Below are 17,143 nucleotides of genomic sequence, written 5' to 3' on the forward strand. Positions count from 1 at the left end.
CGCGTGGCCGGCGGTGGTGCGCCGGATGGTGGCTAGTTGAGCAGGTACGCCTTCTCGACCGTGACCTCGTAGGCGTTGCCGCTGGTGTCGGTGACCTTCGCCTTGAGGGAAACGGAGGTGGCGGTCGTCGGGTGGGTCAGGGTGATGTGGTGCCTGCCGTCCGTGCCCGTGCCGTAGGTGACGGGCGTGTTGGCCCACACCTTGCCGCCGTCGTAGGAGACCTGGACGGTGAGCGACCCGAGGTTGTGCTGCGCCGGTCCCCGGACATGGAGCGGGAACGTGACCGTCTCGCCGGCCTTCGCGGTGCTGGTCAGATCCAGACTCGGCGTGAAGCGGACGATGTTGATGGGCAGCTGCTCGGGGGCGCTGCCCGTGACCTGCTTCGAGGCGAACGTCCAGGCCGCCACGAGCCGGCTCGTGACGGTCGCGATCCTCGCGGGGCGCGTCGCCTCGGTGCTTATCTTGTACGTGGCGGACTTGGCGGGAAGACCTTCGAGTATCCCGCACGCGCCGAGATCCGAGTCGACGATGCTCTTGCCGTCGACCGTGACCGTGGTGCGCTGCTTCGAGACCCCCGAGGTACCGCGGTGGCCCACCCCGTCGGTGAACTCACCCATGCAGAAACGCATTTCGTTGCCGAACCGCTCGCTGCCCCAGCTTCCCTCCTTCGGGCTGAACACACCCACATTGAAGGTCTCCGAGTACGTCTTCCCCGCCTCGTAGGTCCTGGGGTCGCCGGATTCCAGGTCGACGCCGAAGCCGTCGTCGTCGTCCTGGTAGGCCGCGAGTTCCCAGGTCAGGTATTTGGGCGTGGTGAAGTAGGTCTTGGCCGTGGTGGGCAGCGAGAACGAGTCGGTCATCAGGCCGATGCTGTACGGCGTGGGTTTTGTCGAATCGACCCAGCCCGGCATGAGAGAGCCCGTACGGTTCTTGGCGGAGGAGCCGAACCGGGCGTTCACCAGGGCCAGTTCACTCATGTCGGCCGTGTGGGTGAACCCCGTGTAGAACGAACCGGTGCGGTTGTAGAGCAGGTTGTAGCTGGTGCTGCCCTTCTGCCAGAGGCCACCGAGCTGCGCGTTCATCAGCGCCGTCGGGACCTGTGGGCCGACATGGCCGACGCGCAGACCCTTGAAGCTGTCCAGGGTCCAGAGGCTGGCCTGAACCTGGTCACCCGCGTCCACACCGAAGCTCGCAAATGCCTGGAAAAGCTTGGCGGAGGAGTCCGGCGCGGTGATGCTGACCGGCTTCGCCGTGCGGGCGTCGAAGGTGACGGTGGAGTTGTCGACGACGTTCAGCTTCGGCTGGACCAGCCAGGCGACATCCGAACCGGTCACCACGGCGGAGCTGAGCGTGTACGGGCCCTTCGGGAGCCGGATCGTGGCGGTACCGTCGCTGCTGTCGATCGCCACATTCTCGTCGTAGCGGCCGTCGTGGCTGAGCACCCAGGCCGACGACGCGGTGGGCTTGCCGTTGTTGTCGATGAACTTCAGTGTGACGTCGTACGACTCGCCCTCACGCTCGACCGCGAAGGTCGTACGGACGTTCTGGCTGCCGTCGGTGGACCTGGCGACCACCGTACCGGTGAAGACACCGTCCGTGCCGCCGATGTTGGTGTTCGCCCGGAGGTCGATGCTCGTCCTGCCGCCGGCGGGGACGGTGACCTTCGTGGCGCTGAGGACGAAGAAGCCGTCCGCGACCGCCTTGCCGCCGGGACCGGTCGTCTCCATCGACACATCGAGCGTGACGGGCGCCGTCCCGGTGTTGTTGTACGTGATCTGCTTGGTGACGGGCAGGTCGTAGGTGTGCGGCCACGGCGCGATGCCGAAGTTCAGTCCGACCTGCTCGCTCAGGACGGTCTGGGTGATCGCCTTCGTCAGGTCGGCACGGCCCGCGCCCTGCTGGAACACACTCTGTCCCGCGCCGGGCCTGGCCGAGGAGACCAGCGCCTTCTTGATGCGCTGGCCGCTCCAGTCCGGGTGCTGCTGCGCGAGGAGCGCCGCAGCGCCCGCGACATGCGGGGTCGCCATCGACGTACCGGACAGCGCTACATAGCCGTCGGCGGCCGGGTCGCCGATGACGCCCTTGGCGGCCTTCGCGGCGACGATGCCCACACCGGGGGCGGTGATGTCGGGCTTCAGCGATCCGTTGCTCGTCGGGCCCACGCTGGAGAAGTCCGCGATCCGGTCGTTGCTGTCCACCGCGCCCACCGTGAGCGCGGAGGTGGAGCTGCCGGGGGAGCCGACCGTCTTCGCGCGGGGACCCTCGTTGCCGGCGGCGATGACGAAGAGGATGTCGTTCTCGGCGGACAGTTTCTTGACCGCCGCCTCCAGCGGGTCGGTATCCGGGGAGTCCTCGCGGCCGAGGCTCATGTTGGCTATCTTCGCGCCCTGGTCGACGGCCCACTGCATGCCCGCGATGATGCCGGATTCGGAGCCTTCGCCGTTGTCGTTGAGGACCTTGGCGTCGATGATCTTCGCCCCGGGCGCGACCCCGAAGTACTTCCAGCCGGACTTGGCACCCGAACCCGCGATGGTCGACGCGACATGCGTACCGTGGCCGTGGTGGTCGACGGTGTTGCCCGAGCCCGAGAAGTCCTTGCGGGCGATCGAGACACCCGCGAGGTCGGGGTGCGTCTGGTCGACCCCGGTGTCCAGGACGGCGACCTTCACCCCCACACCGGTGTAGCCGGCCTGATAGGCGCTCCCTGTGCCGATCTGCGCGCCGCTCTTGTCCAGCAGCGCCTTGTACGTGCCGTCCAGCCACACCCGCTCGATACCGGGGGCGGTCTCCCGGGCCTCGTTCGGCACGTCGGTGGGCTCGGTGAGCGCGTCCCAGACCTCGGCCGCCTCGTCCTTGGGCGCGGTGAGCGCCTCGCCGTCGATCGCTGGGAGCGTACGGCGTACGGAGACGTCCGCCTCCGCGATGGCTGTCCTGGCCTCCGCCTTGCGGGCCGCGTTCTTCCCGTACGAGACGATCAGCGGGAGCGAGGCCCGCCGGTCGTCGCCGTACCCGGTCTTCCGCAGACTGGTGACGTTGAACAGCCGCCGGTCCAGCTTGCCCTGGGCCACCAGCTGGATGGCGTCGGCCGGCAGGACGTACACCTCGTCCCCGACGGTCCTGATGTTCATCCGCGTGCCCTCGCGGCCCTGGCCCGGCTGCACCCGTACGACCCGGCCCTTGCCGTCCATACGGACCTGGTCACCGGTGATCAGGGTGACCGTACCGCCGGCCTCGGCCTGCGGCCCCTGCGCCACGAACACCCCGGCGCCGTCGGCCTCTTCGGTGACGGACGCGGTGGCGGTGTGCGCGGTGGCACCCGATACGAGCCCGGCGGTGAGCAGGGCGGCCACCATGGCCGCGCCCGCTCTCTTTCTGTGAGTACGCAACACTTCCCCAACTGTTGAAGCACTGACCCGAACAGGATTCCCGGGGCGCGCGCGTCCCCCTCGGACACACCCCGGACCAACACGACAAACACCGGGACCCGCTGTTGTGCGGCGCTAGCAACTCGCTTGCGTGCAAGTGCAGTTGGGGCGGATCCCGGTCCTTGGCGAACTTCGGGCGATAAGACGGTCGGCGCCCCGCGTCGGTTCTCCCCCGCGACAGTTATTTTTCGCGCACCGCCGGGGCGTTCCACCACGCGGTGCCGAGCGGGGCGTCCGTGTAGATCGCGGGGTCGCAGAGGGCGACGTCCGAGGTGTCGACGGGGAAGTCGAGCAGATCCAGGATCTCGCGCCGGACATCGACGCCGGGGCGACCTCATGGAGCCCGCCGGTGCCCACGATGCGGGAGCCGAACCCCCCCCTGTTCCGCTCCGCCGCCGTTCCGCTCCCGTACCTTCCAGCGGGGTCAGCCCTCCCGGCCCGGTCAGCCCCCCCGGCCGCGTCAGCCCTGCCGGCCCGACGCGGCCCGCGTTCCGAATCCGGTGGACGTCGCGTCCGCGCCCCAGCTCGCCAGGAGCCGCAGGGCGTCCGCCGACGGGGAGCCCGGTTCCGCGTGGTACGTGATCAGGACCTGCTCCGCGTCGTCGGGCATACGGAAGGACTCGAAGGACAGCGTGAGATCACCGACCAGCGGATGCCGCAGGTGCTTGACGCCATGAGCCTTCTCCTTGACGTCGTGCCGGGCCCAGAGCTGCCGGAACTCCTCGCTCCGTACGGAGAGATCACCCACCAGGGCCGAGAGCTGCGGGTCCTCCGGGCGGCAGCCGACGTCCATGCGCAGCTGGGCGACGACATCGCAGGCTTTCTGGTCCCAGTCCACGAAGAGTTCGCGGTACTCCGGCTTGAAGAACACCATGCGCGCCCAGTTCCGCTCCTTCGCCGGCAGCTCCGACCAGTCGCCGAACACGGCCGTGGTCATCCGGTTCCAGGCGAGGATGTCCGAGCGGCGGCCGATGATATAGGCCGGGATGCCGTCGATCGCGTCGAGCAGCTGCCGCAGCGCGCCGCGCACCTGCTGGGTCCGTACCACCGGCTTCTTGTGTGTCTTCGGCTTCGCGAGATGGGTCAGATGCGCGTGCTCGGCGGCCGTCAGCCGGAGGGCGCGCGCCACGGAGTCGAGCACCTCCGCCGACACGTTCTGCCCGTTGCCCTGCTCCAGCCGCGTGTAGTACGCCACGGACACCCCGGCCAGCTGCGCCAGCTCCTCGCGCCGCAGCCCCGGCACCCGGCGGGCCCGGCCGAAGTGCGGCAGCCCCACGTCCTCCGGCTTGAGCCGGGCACGCCGCGTACGCAGGAACTCACTCAGCTCGGCACGGCGGTCCAGGCTCCGGTCCGGGCTCCGGTCGGCCTCCGGGGCCGGTACGGGCACGCGTCGCTCACTCATACGTCCAGTATTCCTGGTCGTACGCATATGAGCCTGATCCTGCCAGTGGTAGGACCGGCGGACGTACGCACCGTTCGGGCCTGGGTAACCCGGCGGCGGCGCGGCACAGTGGAAAGCGCGGCCGGTGAAAGACCGAGAAAAGCAGCCGGGCGCGCGAAACCCCCCAAGGAGAATTCCCATGACCACTGTCGCCGCGTACGCCGCCCCCGCCGCCAAGGCTCCCCTGGAGCGCACCACCATCGAGCGGCGCGCGGTCGGTGAGTTCGACGTACTGATCGACATCAAGTTCGCCGGGATCTGCCACTCCGATATCCACCAGGCCCGGGAGGGCTGGGGTACGGCCATCTTCCCGATGGTCCCGGGCCACGAGATCGCCGGTGTGATCTCCGAGGTCGGCCCGGGCGTCACGAAGTACCAGGTGGGCGACCGGGTGGGCGTCGGCTGCTTCGTCGACTCCTGCCGTACGTGTGAGAACTGTGAGGCTGGCCTGGAGCAGTACTGCACCGGTACGGGCCAGGTCCCGACGTACAACGGCATCGGCAAGGACGGGGAGCCGACCCACGGCGGCTACTCCCAGCAGATCGTCGTGGACGAGAACTACACCGTCCGTATCCCCGACGGCCTCTCCCTCGATGTGGCCGCGCCGCTGCTCTGCGCGGGCATCACCCTGTACTCCCCGCTGAAGCACTGGGCCGCGGGCCCGGGCAAGAAGGTCGCGATCGTCGGTCTGGGCGGCCTCGGCCACATGGGCGTGAAGATCGCGCACGCGCTGGGCGCCGAGGTCACTGTCCTCTCCCAGTCCCTGCGCAAGAAGGACGACGGCCTGAAGCTGGGCGCCGCCCACTACTACGCCACCAGCGACCCGAAGACCTTCGAGGAGCTGGCCGGCACCTTCGACCTGATCATCTCCACGGTCTCGGCCCCGCTCGACTTCAGCGCGTACGCGAGCCTGCTGAAGACCGACGGAACCCTGGTGAACGTGGGCGCCCCCGAGGAGCCCGTCTCCCTCAACCTCTTCTCCCTGATCATGGGCCGCAGGTCGCTCGCCGGCTCCTCCATCGGCGGCATCCGCGAGACCCAGGAGATGCTGGACTTCTGCGCGGAGCACGGTCTCGGTTCCGAGATCGAGCTGATCAGCGCGTCCGAGATCAACGAGGCGTACGAGCGGGTGCTCAACAGTGACGTGCGCTACCGCTTCGTGATCGACACGGCCACGATCTGACGGCGCTTTCCGCCCACCGGGCCGGCAGGTCGTACGGCCTGCCGGCCCGGGTGTAAGGCTCTGTTCGGCGTCAGTCGAAGGTGATGGTGTCGCAGACCGCCGCGAGGAGGGTGACGCAGGCGTCCCAGTTTTCGAGGCTCTCGCTGGAGTCGCGGGTCCGAGACGCACCATCGTGTGACGGAAGCGCGGATTCCGCACGTCCCCCCACTCAGTGCCCACTCAGTCCACGAACTTGACGCTCTTGAATGTGGCGGTGAGATGAGAGCCAGGGCTTACGGCATACGCCTGAGTGCCGGGGCAGCCCGGGTGCTCGTACAGGAGGGCGGTGGCGTTGGTCTTGTTGATGACGGTTCCTTCGCCGTCGGCTTCCTGGCAGACGCCGGAGGGAGGATCCACGAGTTCTTCAAGGGGGGAGCGCACGTAGTAGATGACCAATCCGGTGGCAGGTCCGACGACCAGCATGCTTCCGAAGCGGGCCTGGACTGTCCCTGAGTACGGCTCGACTTCGGTGGCGGGGGTGCCGGCGCAGTTCGGGGTGGTGAACAGCCAGATCTCCCGGTCGGTCTGGTTGTCGATGGCGGTACCGCCCTGGGCCGGATAGCAGCCGTGCCCCGGGTCGAGAAGGTGGTTCGGCTCCGCGCGCGGCGTGTAGGTGAAGGTGCCGCTCGCAGCCGCTGCGGTGCCGGCGGGCAGCGTCAGGGACAGAGCGAGGGCGAGAGTGAGCGCGGTCAGCGCCGCGCGAGAAGTCGGCACCCGGGTGTTCCTTTCCACTCAACGGGCGGCGCGGTTCCGCGCTGGGGCCGCGGCCGGCGCCGGCTCGCCGAGAGATGGCGGGCCGGCGGCTGCGGAACGGGGCCGGCCGGGGTCAGTCGATGAACTTCACGCTCTTGAACTCGGCCTCGTAGTGCTGGGCATGAGGGTCGAGCTCGACGGCATGGGTGCCGGCACAGCTCCGCTCGGCGTACAGCAGGGCGTAGGCATCGGTCTTGTTCAGTGTGTTCTTGATACCGGTGACGTTGTAGCACTTACCGGTCACAGGGTTTTCCAGGGTGGCGAGTTGGCCGGTGGGCAGGGTGTAGACGAACGTGCCGGACGCCGCGTACGCGCTGGTGGTGGTGCCCAGGGCGAGCATGACGGCGGTGCCTGCTACGGCCGCGCAGAGACCAATGCGCTGCATGAATTAGTTCCTTTCGGCCCGGGAGGGATGTGCGGGGGTGTGCTCGACGGCTGCGGGCTGCCGCGCGGGGAGAAGGCCGGCGCCCGACTGGGCCTGGTGTGTCAGCAGCCCGCGCTCGGAAGTCACCTTGGGGAGTTGAATGACTCCATGGGGTGACCATCCTTAGAGTGGCATGGCCCGCGCGAGGAGACGACCGCGTACGACACGTCGCTAGCATCACAGCCACCGCGGCTCGCACCACCACGCGCCCCCACCCGGCATCTCATGTGTTCACCTGCAATCACGCGAAATCCCGGAAGCGACGAGGGAATTCAGCCTCGGTGGGCCACCGCGCTCGTGAAGCGGCGCAGCGCGTCGCGTACGGCTGGGGTGAGGGTGTCCGGGTGGTTGGCGTCGTGCAGGAGGTGGTTGACGCCCGGTAGGGGGATTCGGCCCGGGCCGCCGGTGTGGGCGTGGCGTAGGGCGGTGGTCAGGGCGTCCGTTGTGGCGCAGGGGACCTGGGGGTCGTTCGTGCCGCAGGTCAGCAGCACCTTCGTACCGGGGCGGAGCGCCGCGGCGGTGTTCGGTGGGTAGATGGCGTCGTCGCTGTTCACGAACTTCGCGTTCGGACCCTGGAAGGCTTGGAAGAGCTGGGCGACCGCGGGCGGCAGGTCGGTGGTGTCGACCGGTCGCTGTGCGCGCAGGGCGATGACGGCGGCGTCGATGGCCGCGTCGATGGTGCGCTGCTGTTCCGGGGTGAGGTGGCCCAGCCGGGTCGCCTCGGCGATCTGGTCCTTCAGTTGCAGGGCGACCAGGTCCAGCAGACGGATCGCCTGCGGTTGCAGCAGCGCCAGCCCGGCCGGGCGCGGGTGGACCGTGCCGCCGAGCAGCAGCCCGGTCATCGCGCCCTCGCTGTGCCCGACGACCAGCAGCCCGCGCGGGTCGGTCTCCGGCTGATCGCGCAACAGCGCGTAGGCCGCCGCGGCCTGGCGGACGAACGCCGGGTAGTCGAGTTCTTCCGGCTGGTCGCGGTAGGCGCCGAGCCCGGTGCGACCGCTGCCGTACTTGTCGAACCGCAGGGTGGCGACCCGGTCGCGGTCGAGCGCGTCGCTCACCAGCGACAGTGTGTTCGGTGTGTACGTGGGCTGGTTGCCGTCGCGGTCGGTGGGTCCGCTGCCGGACAGCAGCAGCGCGGCGCGCAGCCGTTGCCCGGGACGGTGTGCGGGGACGTGCAGGGTGCCGTACGTCGTCGTCCCGTCGACGGTGAAGACAATCTCGCGGTCGGCGGCGGGCACGAGGGCGGGGGCCGCCTCGGCCGCCGGGGCGGCGGTGAGGACGGTCAGTGTCATCAGGGCTGCGGCGAAGCGGAGGAACACAGGTCTGCCTCTTTCGGCTCAGGGCGCTTTCGGCCCGGGGCGTGCGCTCTTGGCTCAAGGCGCTTTCGGCACAAGGGCGTTCGGGCCGAGGGCTCGTTCGGCCCAAGGCTCTTTCCGCCCGGGGCTCTTTCGGCCCGGGGCTCTTTCGGCCCGGGGCTCATCGGACCGGGGCGTGTCAGCTCAGGGCGTTCTCGATCAGCGCGACGGTCGCGCGGGGGTCTTTCACCTGGAGGACCAGGCGTACGTAACGTTCATCGGCCAGTTCGACGACGACGGTCTTCGACGGATCCTTGACGTTCCAGAAGACCTTCTCGCCGTCGAGATGGAACGTGCCCGCCGTGATCACACCGGGCAGATGGGTGCCGGGCGCGCGGATTCCCTTGGGCTCGGCGGCCATGCCGGGGTCGGCGGTCGCGCCGCGGACGTTGACCATCGGGATGGTCAGACTGCTCTTCTGGGCCCAGAATCTGTCGAGCCCCTCCATGACGACGACGAGGTCGTCGCCGTCTATGCGGACCTGTGCCATGTCGGTCTCCCTTGTCGGCCGAGATGATCGAGGAGTTGGGCCAGCGCGTCGCCGACGCTGTCGGGATCGCCGCGCAGCAGGATGCCCAGCGCGGCGGCCGTGAGGGCGGCGGCCAGATCGTCGGGAATGCCGAGCGCGCCGGCGATCGCCCGGTCGACGGCGGCCAGCGCGCCCGCCACCTCGGCGGCGGCCTCCTCGTCGACCGGCGCCCGCTCGACCACCGCGAGCAGCAGCAGACCGAGGTCGGCCGAGGTGACGAGCCGCAGCACGGCCGCGACATCCGGCGCTTCGGTGAGCGCCTCGGCCAAGGGCCGTACGTCGTCGTCGATATGGCGGCGCAGGGCGATCAGATAGAGACCGCGCTTGCTGCCGAACGTCTTGTACAGGCTATTGCGGTGCACGCCGAGGTGGGTGACGAGATCGTCGACGGACACCCCGTCGTACGCGCGACCGCCGAAGAGGCTCACGGCGGCGCGCACCGCCTCGTCCTCGTCGAACGCCCTTGGTCTTCCCATGACATGACAGTAGACAGTTGAGGAACGATCAGTCAAGAACGATCGTTCCTCAACTGCCCCTGGGCACAAAAGAGGACGACATCGGACGACAACGGGGGAGGGGTGGACGGAGCCCGCGGCCCCGTCCACCCCTCCCCCGTAATCCCGTCGTCAACTGCCCAAGCGTCAGGTGAGCTTCACCTTCTTCGGCGCCGACGTGCTGGCCAGGAAGTTTCCGTCACCCCCGTACACAGCGGTGACCGTCGCCGTGCCCTTCTGGTTGGGGAGGGTGAAGGAGAAGCTGATCACGCCCTTCTTCGACGCGGTCAGGGTGACCTCCTTGGTGGTCGACTTGCCGCCGACCTTCGCCGTCACCTTGATCTTCCCGGTCGGGTACGCGGCCCCGCTCTGACCGCCGACCGTCACCTTGACGGTCTGGGCCTTCCCCTTGGGCTGGCTGGTCTTGGAGAGCGCGAGCGTGGACTTCGTCTTCGCCTTGGCGACCGTGAGCTTCTGCGAGGCGACCGCGCTCGGGTCCACGAAGTCGGTGCCCGTGAACCGTACGGACACGGTGTGCGCGCCGACCTTGAGGGAGGCGGGCAGGGTGAACGAGCCCGTCCCCTTGCTCCCGACCTTCGCCGTGAGCGAGCCGCTCCCGTAATCGACGTCGACCGTCCCGCTCGTGGCGCCCGCCACCGCGAAGACGCCCGAGACCGCGCGGCCGTAGGCGGTCGACTTCGCCGCCAGGACCATGGCGATCGTGGTCTTGCCCTTCACCAGCACCAGTTGCACCGGGGCCGAGGCCGAGGTGTCGGCGGACGTCGTGCCGCCGAAGCCGGCCGTGAAGCTGTACGTACCCGCCTTGAAGCCCGCCGGGAGCGTCAGCGACGCGGTGCCGTCGGCCACCGGGGCCGTACCGAGCACGGTGGTGCCGTCCCGGAAGGTCACGGTCCCGCCGTCGGTCCCCGGTCCGGTGACCGACGCCTTGAGCGTGACCGCCTCGTTGATCCGGGGCGCGGCCGGGGTGAGGGTGAGCGCGGTCGTGGTGGTGGCCAGGACGTCGATGTCGGCGGTCGCGGTGAAGCCGGAGCCGGCCCCGACCGCGCGCAGCGTCGCCGTACCGTACGGCTGGTCCGCCGGGACGGTGACCTGGAGTGTGACGGAACCGTCGGCTGCGGCGATCGCGCTGCCGAGGGCCGTCTCGCCGATGCCGAACGCCACGCTCTCACCGGCGCGGTAGCCGGAGCCGCCGACCGTGAGGGCCGCGCCGGGCTCCGGGCCGGTGTCGCTGACCGTCAGCGCGCCGGGCCGGGCTAGCGCCGCGTACTCGTCGCAGGGGTCGCCCTGGACGCCGACCGGCGGTGCCGGTGTGGCCGTACCCGTCACACCGTCGTCCTCGCGCACCGTGATGGTGCCGAACGCCTGGCCGCCCAGGACCGCGTCGCTGGAGTTGGAGACCCCCAGCTTGAACGCGGTGGTGGCCGCGGCTCCCGGGAGGTTGTCGCCCGTCGCGGGGATGTCGGCCACGCGGCAGGTCGTTCCCGGCGCGAATGTCACCTTCTGCATGGCGAGCCCGACCTTGCCGGTCGCCGAACCGATCACCGTGAGGTACGCGGAGACGGGCGACGCGCTCGGCTGCGACAGATAGACCGCCACCTGGGACGCGCCGGGACCGTTGCCCTCCTCGACCCTGGTGGAGGCGACGTTGACGGTCGGCCGCGGCTGCGCGCCGGGTGTGCCGAGCGCCTTGTTGCCGAAGCTGAGGTCGGAGAGGTACACACCGCCGGCGGTCACACCGTCGGCGCCGACGGCCGCGGTGAAGGTGACCCTGGTGACCCGGGTGAGGTCGAGCCCGGCGGCGGCGAGCGTCGCGGTGGGGACGTTCACCTGCTGGAGCACTATCTTGCCGAGGAGTGTGGATCCGCTGGCGGGCATCCGTGTGACGCCCCAGGAGTTCAGCTCGGAGACCTTGCCGCTCCAGGTGCGGCCGGCCGCGTCACTGACGCTCAGCGTCATGTCCGTACCGGTGGTGACGCTCTCGTCGGGCGACATGGCGACGGTCATCGCGTCGTAGCCCGAGACGTTCTGCTGGGCGGCCGGAAGCGTCACGGAGAGCGCGCCGGTCGTCGCCGTCCAGGTCAGATGGGTCATGATGTTCAGCGGTACGTTCGGGGCGAACGCCGCCGGAGTCCAGTACGGCAGCTGCTGGTTGGTGAGGACGCTGCCCGGGTTGGTGCAGAGCGGATACGGCTCCGGTACGGTCCGCCCGGACTTGTTGGCGCAGACCGTGGCGGTCGCCGCGGTCGTCGTGCCGATGAGCGGGCTGGTCTTCTTGAACGTGGCGATGTCGCGGCGCGCCGAGGACGGCTGGTGCACGACGGTGCGGACATCGGCGAAGGCGGCCACGGAGGGCGGCAGCAGCTGCGAGCCGTCGAACATGCCCTGGAACTGGGTGCGTCCGCGCAGGGTCGCCTGGAAGAAGCCGGACATGTACGCGGCGCCGACCTGGTACTGCTGCTGGGCGGTGAGCCGGATGTTCTTGCCCGAGGCCAGCGCGGTGGCGTTGGTCCCGCACACGGCGTCGGAGGCGCTCGACCAGTCGTCGGAGCCGCCCGGGACCGGCGGGGTCCACTGGGTGTTGAAGAAGTTGTGGTCGGCGCCCATCACCCAGAGGGCCGAGCGGTGTACGTCGTCGGAGAACGTGTCCCGCGAGTCGGCGTAGAAGTGCTGTCCCTGGAGGTCCGACACGTCGCCGTCGCAGTACGGCAGCATCGTCGTGGTGATCACGTCGGGCAGCGTCGTACGGGTGAAGTCGACGGGAGCCAGCGGCAGTACGGACTTGATCCCCCACGGCTGCGGCAGGGCCGCGTTGAGGGTCGTCGCGGCCACCACGCCCTCGCCGCCGCGTGAGTGGCCCATCAGCCCGATCGAGCCGAAGTCCATGGAACCGACGAGCTGGGCGGGGGTGAGTGTGCCACTGGGGAGGGTGTCCCGGCCGGCCGCGAGGGCCTGTTCCAGGGTGACGTCCCGGCCGGTCGCCGCGTCGCTCAGGACGACGGGCTCGCCGCTGCCGGCCTTCTTGAGCAGGCTCAGTGTGTCGAGGACGAGCTGACCGCGGGCACGTGCGCCGTAGTCGGGGGCGAGCTGGTTGTCGTTGGCGTTGATCGCGTTCGCGGAGATCGAGATGACGGTCACCCCGTCGGCCGCGAGCGCCTCGGCGGCGCCGTCGTAACCGGCGTAACTGAGGATCGGCGCCGTGCCCGCCGGACAGGGCCAACCGCTCTGGGCCCGCAGGGTCGTGGTGTTGTAACAGGAGCTGTGGCGGCCGTGCTGGAAGATCACGACGGGATGCGGCTTGCCGTCGGTCGGGACGTAGATCCGCCCCTGCACCTCACCGCGGATGCCGCCGATGCCCGCGAGCGCGATGGACTGGGCGCCGAAGTTGTAGTCCGCGACGGTGTACGCGCCGGTGCCGATGGTCGTCGGGTCGTCGGCGGTCGTCCCCGCGCCCCCGACGTCCCCCGCGACCGAGTTCGCCGCGATCCGCGGATTGGCCTCGGCCTTGGCCTCGGAGGCGGCCTCGGTCAGCTTCCGCGCCTTGGCCTGGGCCGCCGCCGACAGCAGCGTGGTCGGCCCGGTGGCCGTGCTGTTGCCGCCGGTGGACCACTGCCAGGTGACCTTCTTGGCGCTCGCCACCGAGTCGTCGGTCGTACTGACCGTCAGTGTCCGGCCGTCGGCGGACTCCACGGCCGGCCCGAGATCGGTCCCGTCCGCGACGAGTTCGGGAATATCGCTCTTGACGGGAAGCGCGTCGTCCAGCTCCAGCGCGACGACGTATCCGCCGGCCGCCCGGGTCACGGTCCACCCGTCTCCCGAACGGACCACGGCGGACGGCGAGTCCACCGCCGTGGCAAGGGGAGCCGTCACAACAGACAGCGCGCTCAGCGCCACCAACGCCGCGGCTCCCGCGGCAAGCGGACGCAGCCGCGTCCGCTGGGGTCTTGATATGTGCACCTGTGCCTGACCTCTCACTTTCAAGTGCCCGAGCGGGCCCCGCCCGTGCACGGCGCGTCCGGAAACGCGTCCGCTTCAACTGATCCACAGCCGCACGAACATTCACATCTCCGCCACATGTTCGGGGGGTCGAAACACAGATGTTCGCTACTTTTGATCTAGACATCATGTAAATCACCCTGAATAGCGACTTCACCGATAAATCGCCCGACGCCTCTGACCTGCGCTTACGCGAAACGCGTTACATAGGGCATAGATGACGGACCGTCACGTATGCGGGGACGGGCCGACGCGGCGACGCAGTGCGCGCGGCGGCCCGCCCCGGCTGTGCCGGTGGGCGGATCGTCCCGGAAACGGCTGCTTCCGGGGCGGGCGGGCCGGCGGACGGTTCGGGGGATCTCAGGCGATGAGTGAGCGGCCTGTGGGGGCCAGCCGCAGGGTCAAGGGGGCGGCGGTCTGGTTCCGCTCGATGCCCGGCAGGATCTCGTCCCGTACGAGGGGATGGGCCAGCACATCGGCAAGGTGCTGTCGGTGGGCGCTCTCATCGGGGTACGAGGTGAGGACCGCGACGACGTTCTCCCCGGTACGGACCGGCAGCCGGTCGAAGGTGTTGTGCGCCGTTTCGGTGGTGAGGGCGGCGAGCGGCGCGGGGCCCGTGCTGTGGAGCAGGGGGAGGAGGCCGTCCCGGATCAGGGCGATGCCGTCGTGCTGTCCGGGCGGGAAGGACCACACGGTGGCGGACACGAAGCGCTCCGGTGCCGGAGCACCGACCTCGGGCCGCTGGGCGGGGGAGGCGGCGGGAACGGCGGCACTGGTTGTACCGGCGGGAGCGCTTCCCTCCGACAGGGGGCGCAGCAGGAGGACATCGTCGGAGCTGATCATCGTGTCGTTGGCCTGGGGGCCGTGCTTGGCCCAGACCGGGCCTCCGTAGAAGTCCGACAGGGCGCGGTGCCGCGTCGCCATGTCCCGGAAGCCGCGCAGCCAGACGAAGCGGTCCGGATCGTCGAGGTCCCGGAACTGGCCGAGTACGACCATCCCGGTCTCTTCCTGCGTTTCGACGAACTCCCGGTCGAACAGCTCGATCAGCTCGTCGCGCCGGCCGGATTTCAGTGTGTACTGGCGAAGTTCGAACACGGCGGGGCGGCTGACAGGGTCGGTGGAGGGCACAACAGGCTCCTGTTCGGTCTCTTTTCTGAGCGCGTGGGACCCCGGCGGCTCGTTCGGCCGGGGACGCGCGCGCACTGACGGTAGGGCAGCTCCGTGCCAGGTGCTGTCAGGGTTTACGGGGAGAATGCGTCCATGTCTGCCGGTCGACTGCTGTCGGTGCTGCTGTTGCTGCAATCCCGTGGCCGCGTGTCCGCGCGAGGGATCGCCGAGGAGCTGGGGGTGTCCGTACGGACGGCCTACCGTGACCTGGCGCGTCTCCAGGCCACCGGGGTCCCGGTCTACGCGGAGCCGGGCCGCGGGGGCGGCTACCAGCTGCTCGACGGCTACCGCACCCGCCTGACCGGCATGAACGAGGGCGAGGCACGGGCGCTGTTCTTCGCCGGGCTGCCGGGCCCCGCCGCCGATCTGGGGCTCGCGGCGGAGATGACGGCGGCACGGCTGAAGTTGCTGGCCGCGCTGCCGACGGGCCCGCGCGAGGAGGCGGCGCGGTCCGCCGCGGTGTTCCACGTGGACGCGCCGGGCTGGTACCGGGAGCCCGAACAGGCGCCGTATCTCCCGCTGTTGGTCGACGCGGTGCTCACGCAGCGGGTGGTGGAGGTGCGTTACCGGCGCTGGCGGGCGCCGCAGGAGGTGCGCCGCCGGCTTCGCCCGTACGGCTTGGTGGTGAAGTCCGGTGTCTGGTACCTGGTGGCGGCTTCGGAGAGCCGGGCTGCGACGTACCGGGTCGCCACGTACCGGGTTACCCAGGTCCTAGATGCGTCCGTGAGCGCCGAGCGCTTCGACCGGCCGAGGGACTTCGACCTGGGCACGTACTGGACCTCGTACCTCGACGACTTCCAGACTCGCCGCTTCACCGGCACCGCCACCATCCGGCTGTCCCCACACGGCCGCCGACGCCTGCCGGACAACCTCCCCCCGGAGGTGGTGCGCGCGGTCGACGCCACCGCGACGCCCGTCGGCGCCGACGGCTGGGTCGAGGCGGTCGTACCGACCGAGAGCACCGCGCACGCGTGCGGTGAGTGGCTGCGGCTCGGCGTCGACGTCGAGATCGTCGCGCCGACGGAACTGCGCCAAGCCATGGCCGACACGGTCGGCGTACTGGCCAGAGCGTACGGACGTACCTGACCCACCACAGTGTGGCAGGCCGCCGGCCGACTTCACGGATGTGTGCCGTCACACGTGCGAGGACCAGAACCTGACGCACCGTGCGACGCGTCCTGGAGACAAGGGCAAGAGCAAGGGCGTGCGGATGGGAAGCCATGGCTGAACGGGACAACGGCGCGACATCGGCGGCGAAGGCGACAACGCTCCGGGGGATACGGCGGTGGTCCACGCTCCCGGGGATACGGCGGTGGTCCGCGGCCGGGAGCGCGAAGGCCCGCTCGCCCTGGACACGCGGGCGCGTCCTCGCCGCCCTCGCGGTGCTGTCAGCGGTGCTGCTGGCCTTCCACCGGCTGGTCCCCAACTCCCCTGGACGCCTGGGCAGTCTGTGGGAATCGTTCCTGCCCTGGTCCGGCCTGGTGATCGTGGCGCTGCTCGGCCTGGCACTGCTGCGCCGCTCGGCGCTCGCGCTCGTGGCACTGCTCCTGCCGGTGGCGGCCTGGACGTACCTCTTCGGCGGGCTCCTGTTGCCCGGCGTACATCCCGGTGCGAAGCCCGGTGCGCACGATCTCGTCGCGGTGCAGCACAACGCCAGTGACGAGAACACCGACCCGGCGGACACCGCCCGCGCCCTGGCCGACGCCGGGCCCGACCTCATCGGTCTGGAGGAGCTGATACCCCCGGCGCTGGCGGTGTACGAAGAAACCCTCGCCCCGCGCTACCCCCACCACACGGTGGTGGGCACCGTCGGACTCTGGTCGAAACACCCGCTCACCGACGTCCAGGAACTGGACATCAAACCCGCTGGGATCACAGAGCCCTGGAACCGCGGCCTGCGCGCCGTGGTCCACACTCCACACCGTGAGGTCGCGGTGTACGTCGCGCACCTGCCCTCCATCCGCGTCCGTGCCACCGGCCTCGCCTCGTCCTGGCGCGACGAAAGCGCCGGCCGGCTGGGCAAGGCCATCGCCGCCGAGAAGCTCCGCACGGTGATACTCCTCGGCGACCTCAACAGCACGGTCGACGACCGTGGACTCGCCCCGCTGACCTCGCAGTTGAACGTACCGGCACGGGGCTTCGCCTTCAGCTTCCCCGCCGCCTTCCCGCTGGCCCGGATCGACCAGATCATGGCCCGCTCGGCGGCCGTCGGCCCCCTTCGTACCCTGCCCCGCACCGGGAGCGACCATCTCCCGGTCATCGCGCGGATCACACTGGGCTGAGAACACCCCCGAGGGCCGCGGTGCCGCCGTAAACCCTCGG

General features: G+C 69.9%; 12 protein-coding genes. 3 read left to right on the forward strand and 9 right to left on the reverse strand.

Going from position 1 to position 17,143, the window contains the following annotated elements; genetic code table 11:
• Window positions 1-32: 32 nt before the first annotated feature.
• Both DVK44_RS16465 and DVK44_RS16470 read right to left on the reverse strand, forming a co-directional pair.
• Window positions 33-3,386 (reverse strand): S8 family peptidase, encoded by a 3,354-nt coding sequence (locus tag DVK44_RS16465; protein ID WP_228447184.1) that lies wholly within the window; start codon window positions 3,384-3,386, stop codon window positions 33-35.
• Window positions 3,387-3,885: 499 nt separating this feature from the next.
• Window positions 3,886-4,827, reverse strand: coding sequence for a helix-turn-helix domain-containing protein (locus DVK44_RS16470; RefSeq protein ID WP_114660355.1), 942 nt, complete (start codon window positions 4,825-4,827; stop codon window positions 3,886-3,888).
• Window positions 4,828-5,005: 178 nt separating this feature from the next.
• Here DVK44_RS16470 and DVK44_RS16475 point away from each other — a divergent pair, with 178 nt between their 5' ends.
• On the forward strand, window positions 5,006-6,049 hold the full coding sequence (locus DVK44_RS16475; RefSeq protein WP_114660356.1) for an NAD(P)-dependent alcohol dehydrogenase: 1,044 nt from the start codon (window positions 5,006-5,008) through the stop codon (window positions 6,047-6,049).
• A gap of 219 nt (window positions 6,050-6,268) precedes the next feature.
• On the opposite strand, the gene DVK44_RS16480 is transcribed toward DVK44_RS16475, so the two are convergent.
• The 7 genes from DVK44_RS16480 to DVK44_RS16510 all read right to left on the reverse strand — a co-directional run bounded on the left by DVK44_RS16480 (window position 6,269) and on the right by DVK44_RS16510 (window position 14,782).
• Window positions 6,269-6,802, reverse strand: coding sequence for a hypothetical protein (locus DVK44_RS16480; RefSeq protein ID WP_114660357.1), 534 nt, complete (start codon window positions 6,800-6,802; stop codon window positions 6,269-6,271).
• 112 nt (window positions 6,803-6,914) lie between these two features.
• Window positions 6,915-7,226 carry a hypothetical protein gene (locus tag DVK44_RS16485; RefSeq protein WP_114660358.1) on the reverse strand — a complete coding sequence of 104 codons (312 nt, stop codon included), beginning with the start codon at window positions 7,224-7,226 and terminating at the stop codon, window positions 6,915-6,917.
• 311 nt (window positions 7,227-7,537) lie between these two features.
• Window positions 7,538-8,554 (reverse strand): alpha/beta hydrolase family protein, encoded by a 1,017-nt coding sequence (locus tag DVK44_RS16490; protein WP_114665180.1) that lies wholly within the window; start codon window positions 8,552-8,554, stop codon window positions 7,538-7,540.
• A 202-nt stretch (window positions 8,555-8,756) separates the two neighbouring features.
• Window positions 8,757-9,107, reverse strand: coding sequence for a hypothetical protein (locus DVK44_RS16495; RefSeq protein ID WP_114660359.1), 351 nt, complete (start codon window positions 9,105-9,107; stop codon window positions 8,757-8,759).
• Window positions 9,089-9,622, reverse strand: coding sequence for a TetR/AcrR family transcriptional regulator (locus DVK44_RS16500; RefSeq protein WP_162793861.1), 534 nt, complete (start codon window positions 9,620-9,622; stop codon window positions 9,089-9,091). Before DVK44_RS16500 ends, DVK44_RS16495 begins: the two co-directional genes overlap by 19 nt.
• Before the next feature lie 165 nt (window positions 9,623-9,787).
• The gene (locus DVK44_RS16505) at window positions 9,788-13,459 is read right to left on the reverse strand and encodes an Ig-like domain-containing protein (RefSeq protein ID WP_114660361.1); all 3,672 of its coding nucleotides are present in this window, start codon (window positions 13,457-13,459) and stop codon (window positions 9,788-9,790) included.
• 555 nt (window positions 13,460-14,014) lie between these two features.
• Complete coding sequence (locus DVK44_RS16510) at window positions 14,015-14,782, reverse strand: NIPSNAP family protein (protein ID WP_114660362.1); 768 nt, start codon at window positions 14,780-14,782, stop codon at window positions 14,015-14,017.
• Window positions 14,783-14,914: 132 nt separating this feature from the next.
• Here DVK44_RS16510 and DVK44_RS16515 point away from each other — a divergent pair, with 132 nt between their 5' ends.
• A complete protein-coding gene (locus DVK44_RS16515; RefSeq protein ID WP_114660363.1) occupies window positions 14,915-15,907 on the forward strand; it encodes a helix-turn-helix transcriptional regulator in 993 nt (330 codons plus the stop codon).
• Between the two features lie 134 nt (window positions 15,908-16,041).
• Entirely contained in the window at window positions 16,042-17,103 is a 1,062-nt protein-coding gene (locus DVK44_RS16520; protein ID WP_114660364.1) for an endonuclease/exonuclease/phosphatase family protein, read from the forward strand.
• Window positions 17,104-17,143 lie beyond the last annotated feature (40 nt).

Origin of the sequence: Streptomyces paludis, from assembly GCF_003344965.1 — a bacterium.
Classification (GTDB): Bacteria; Actinomycetota; Actinomycetes; order Streptomycetales; family Streptomycetaceae; genus Streptomyces; species Streptomyces paludis.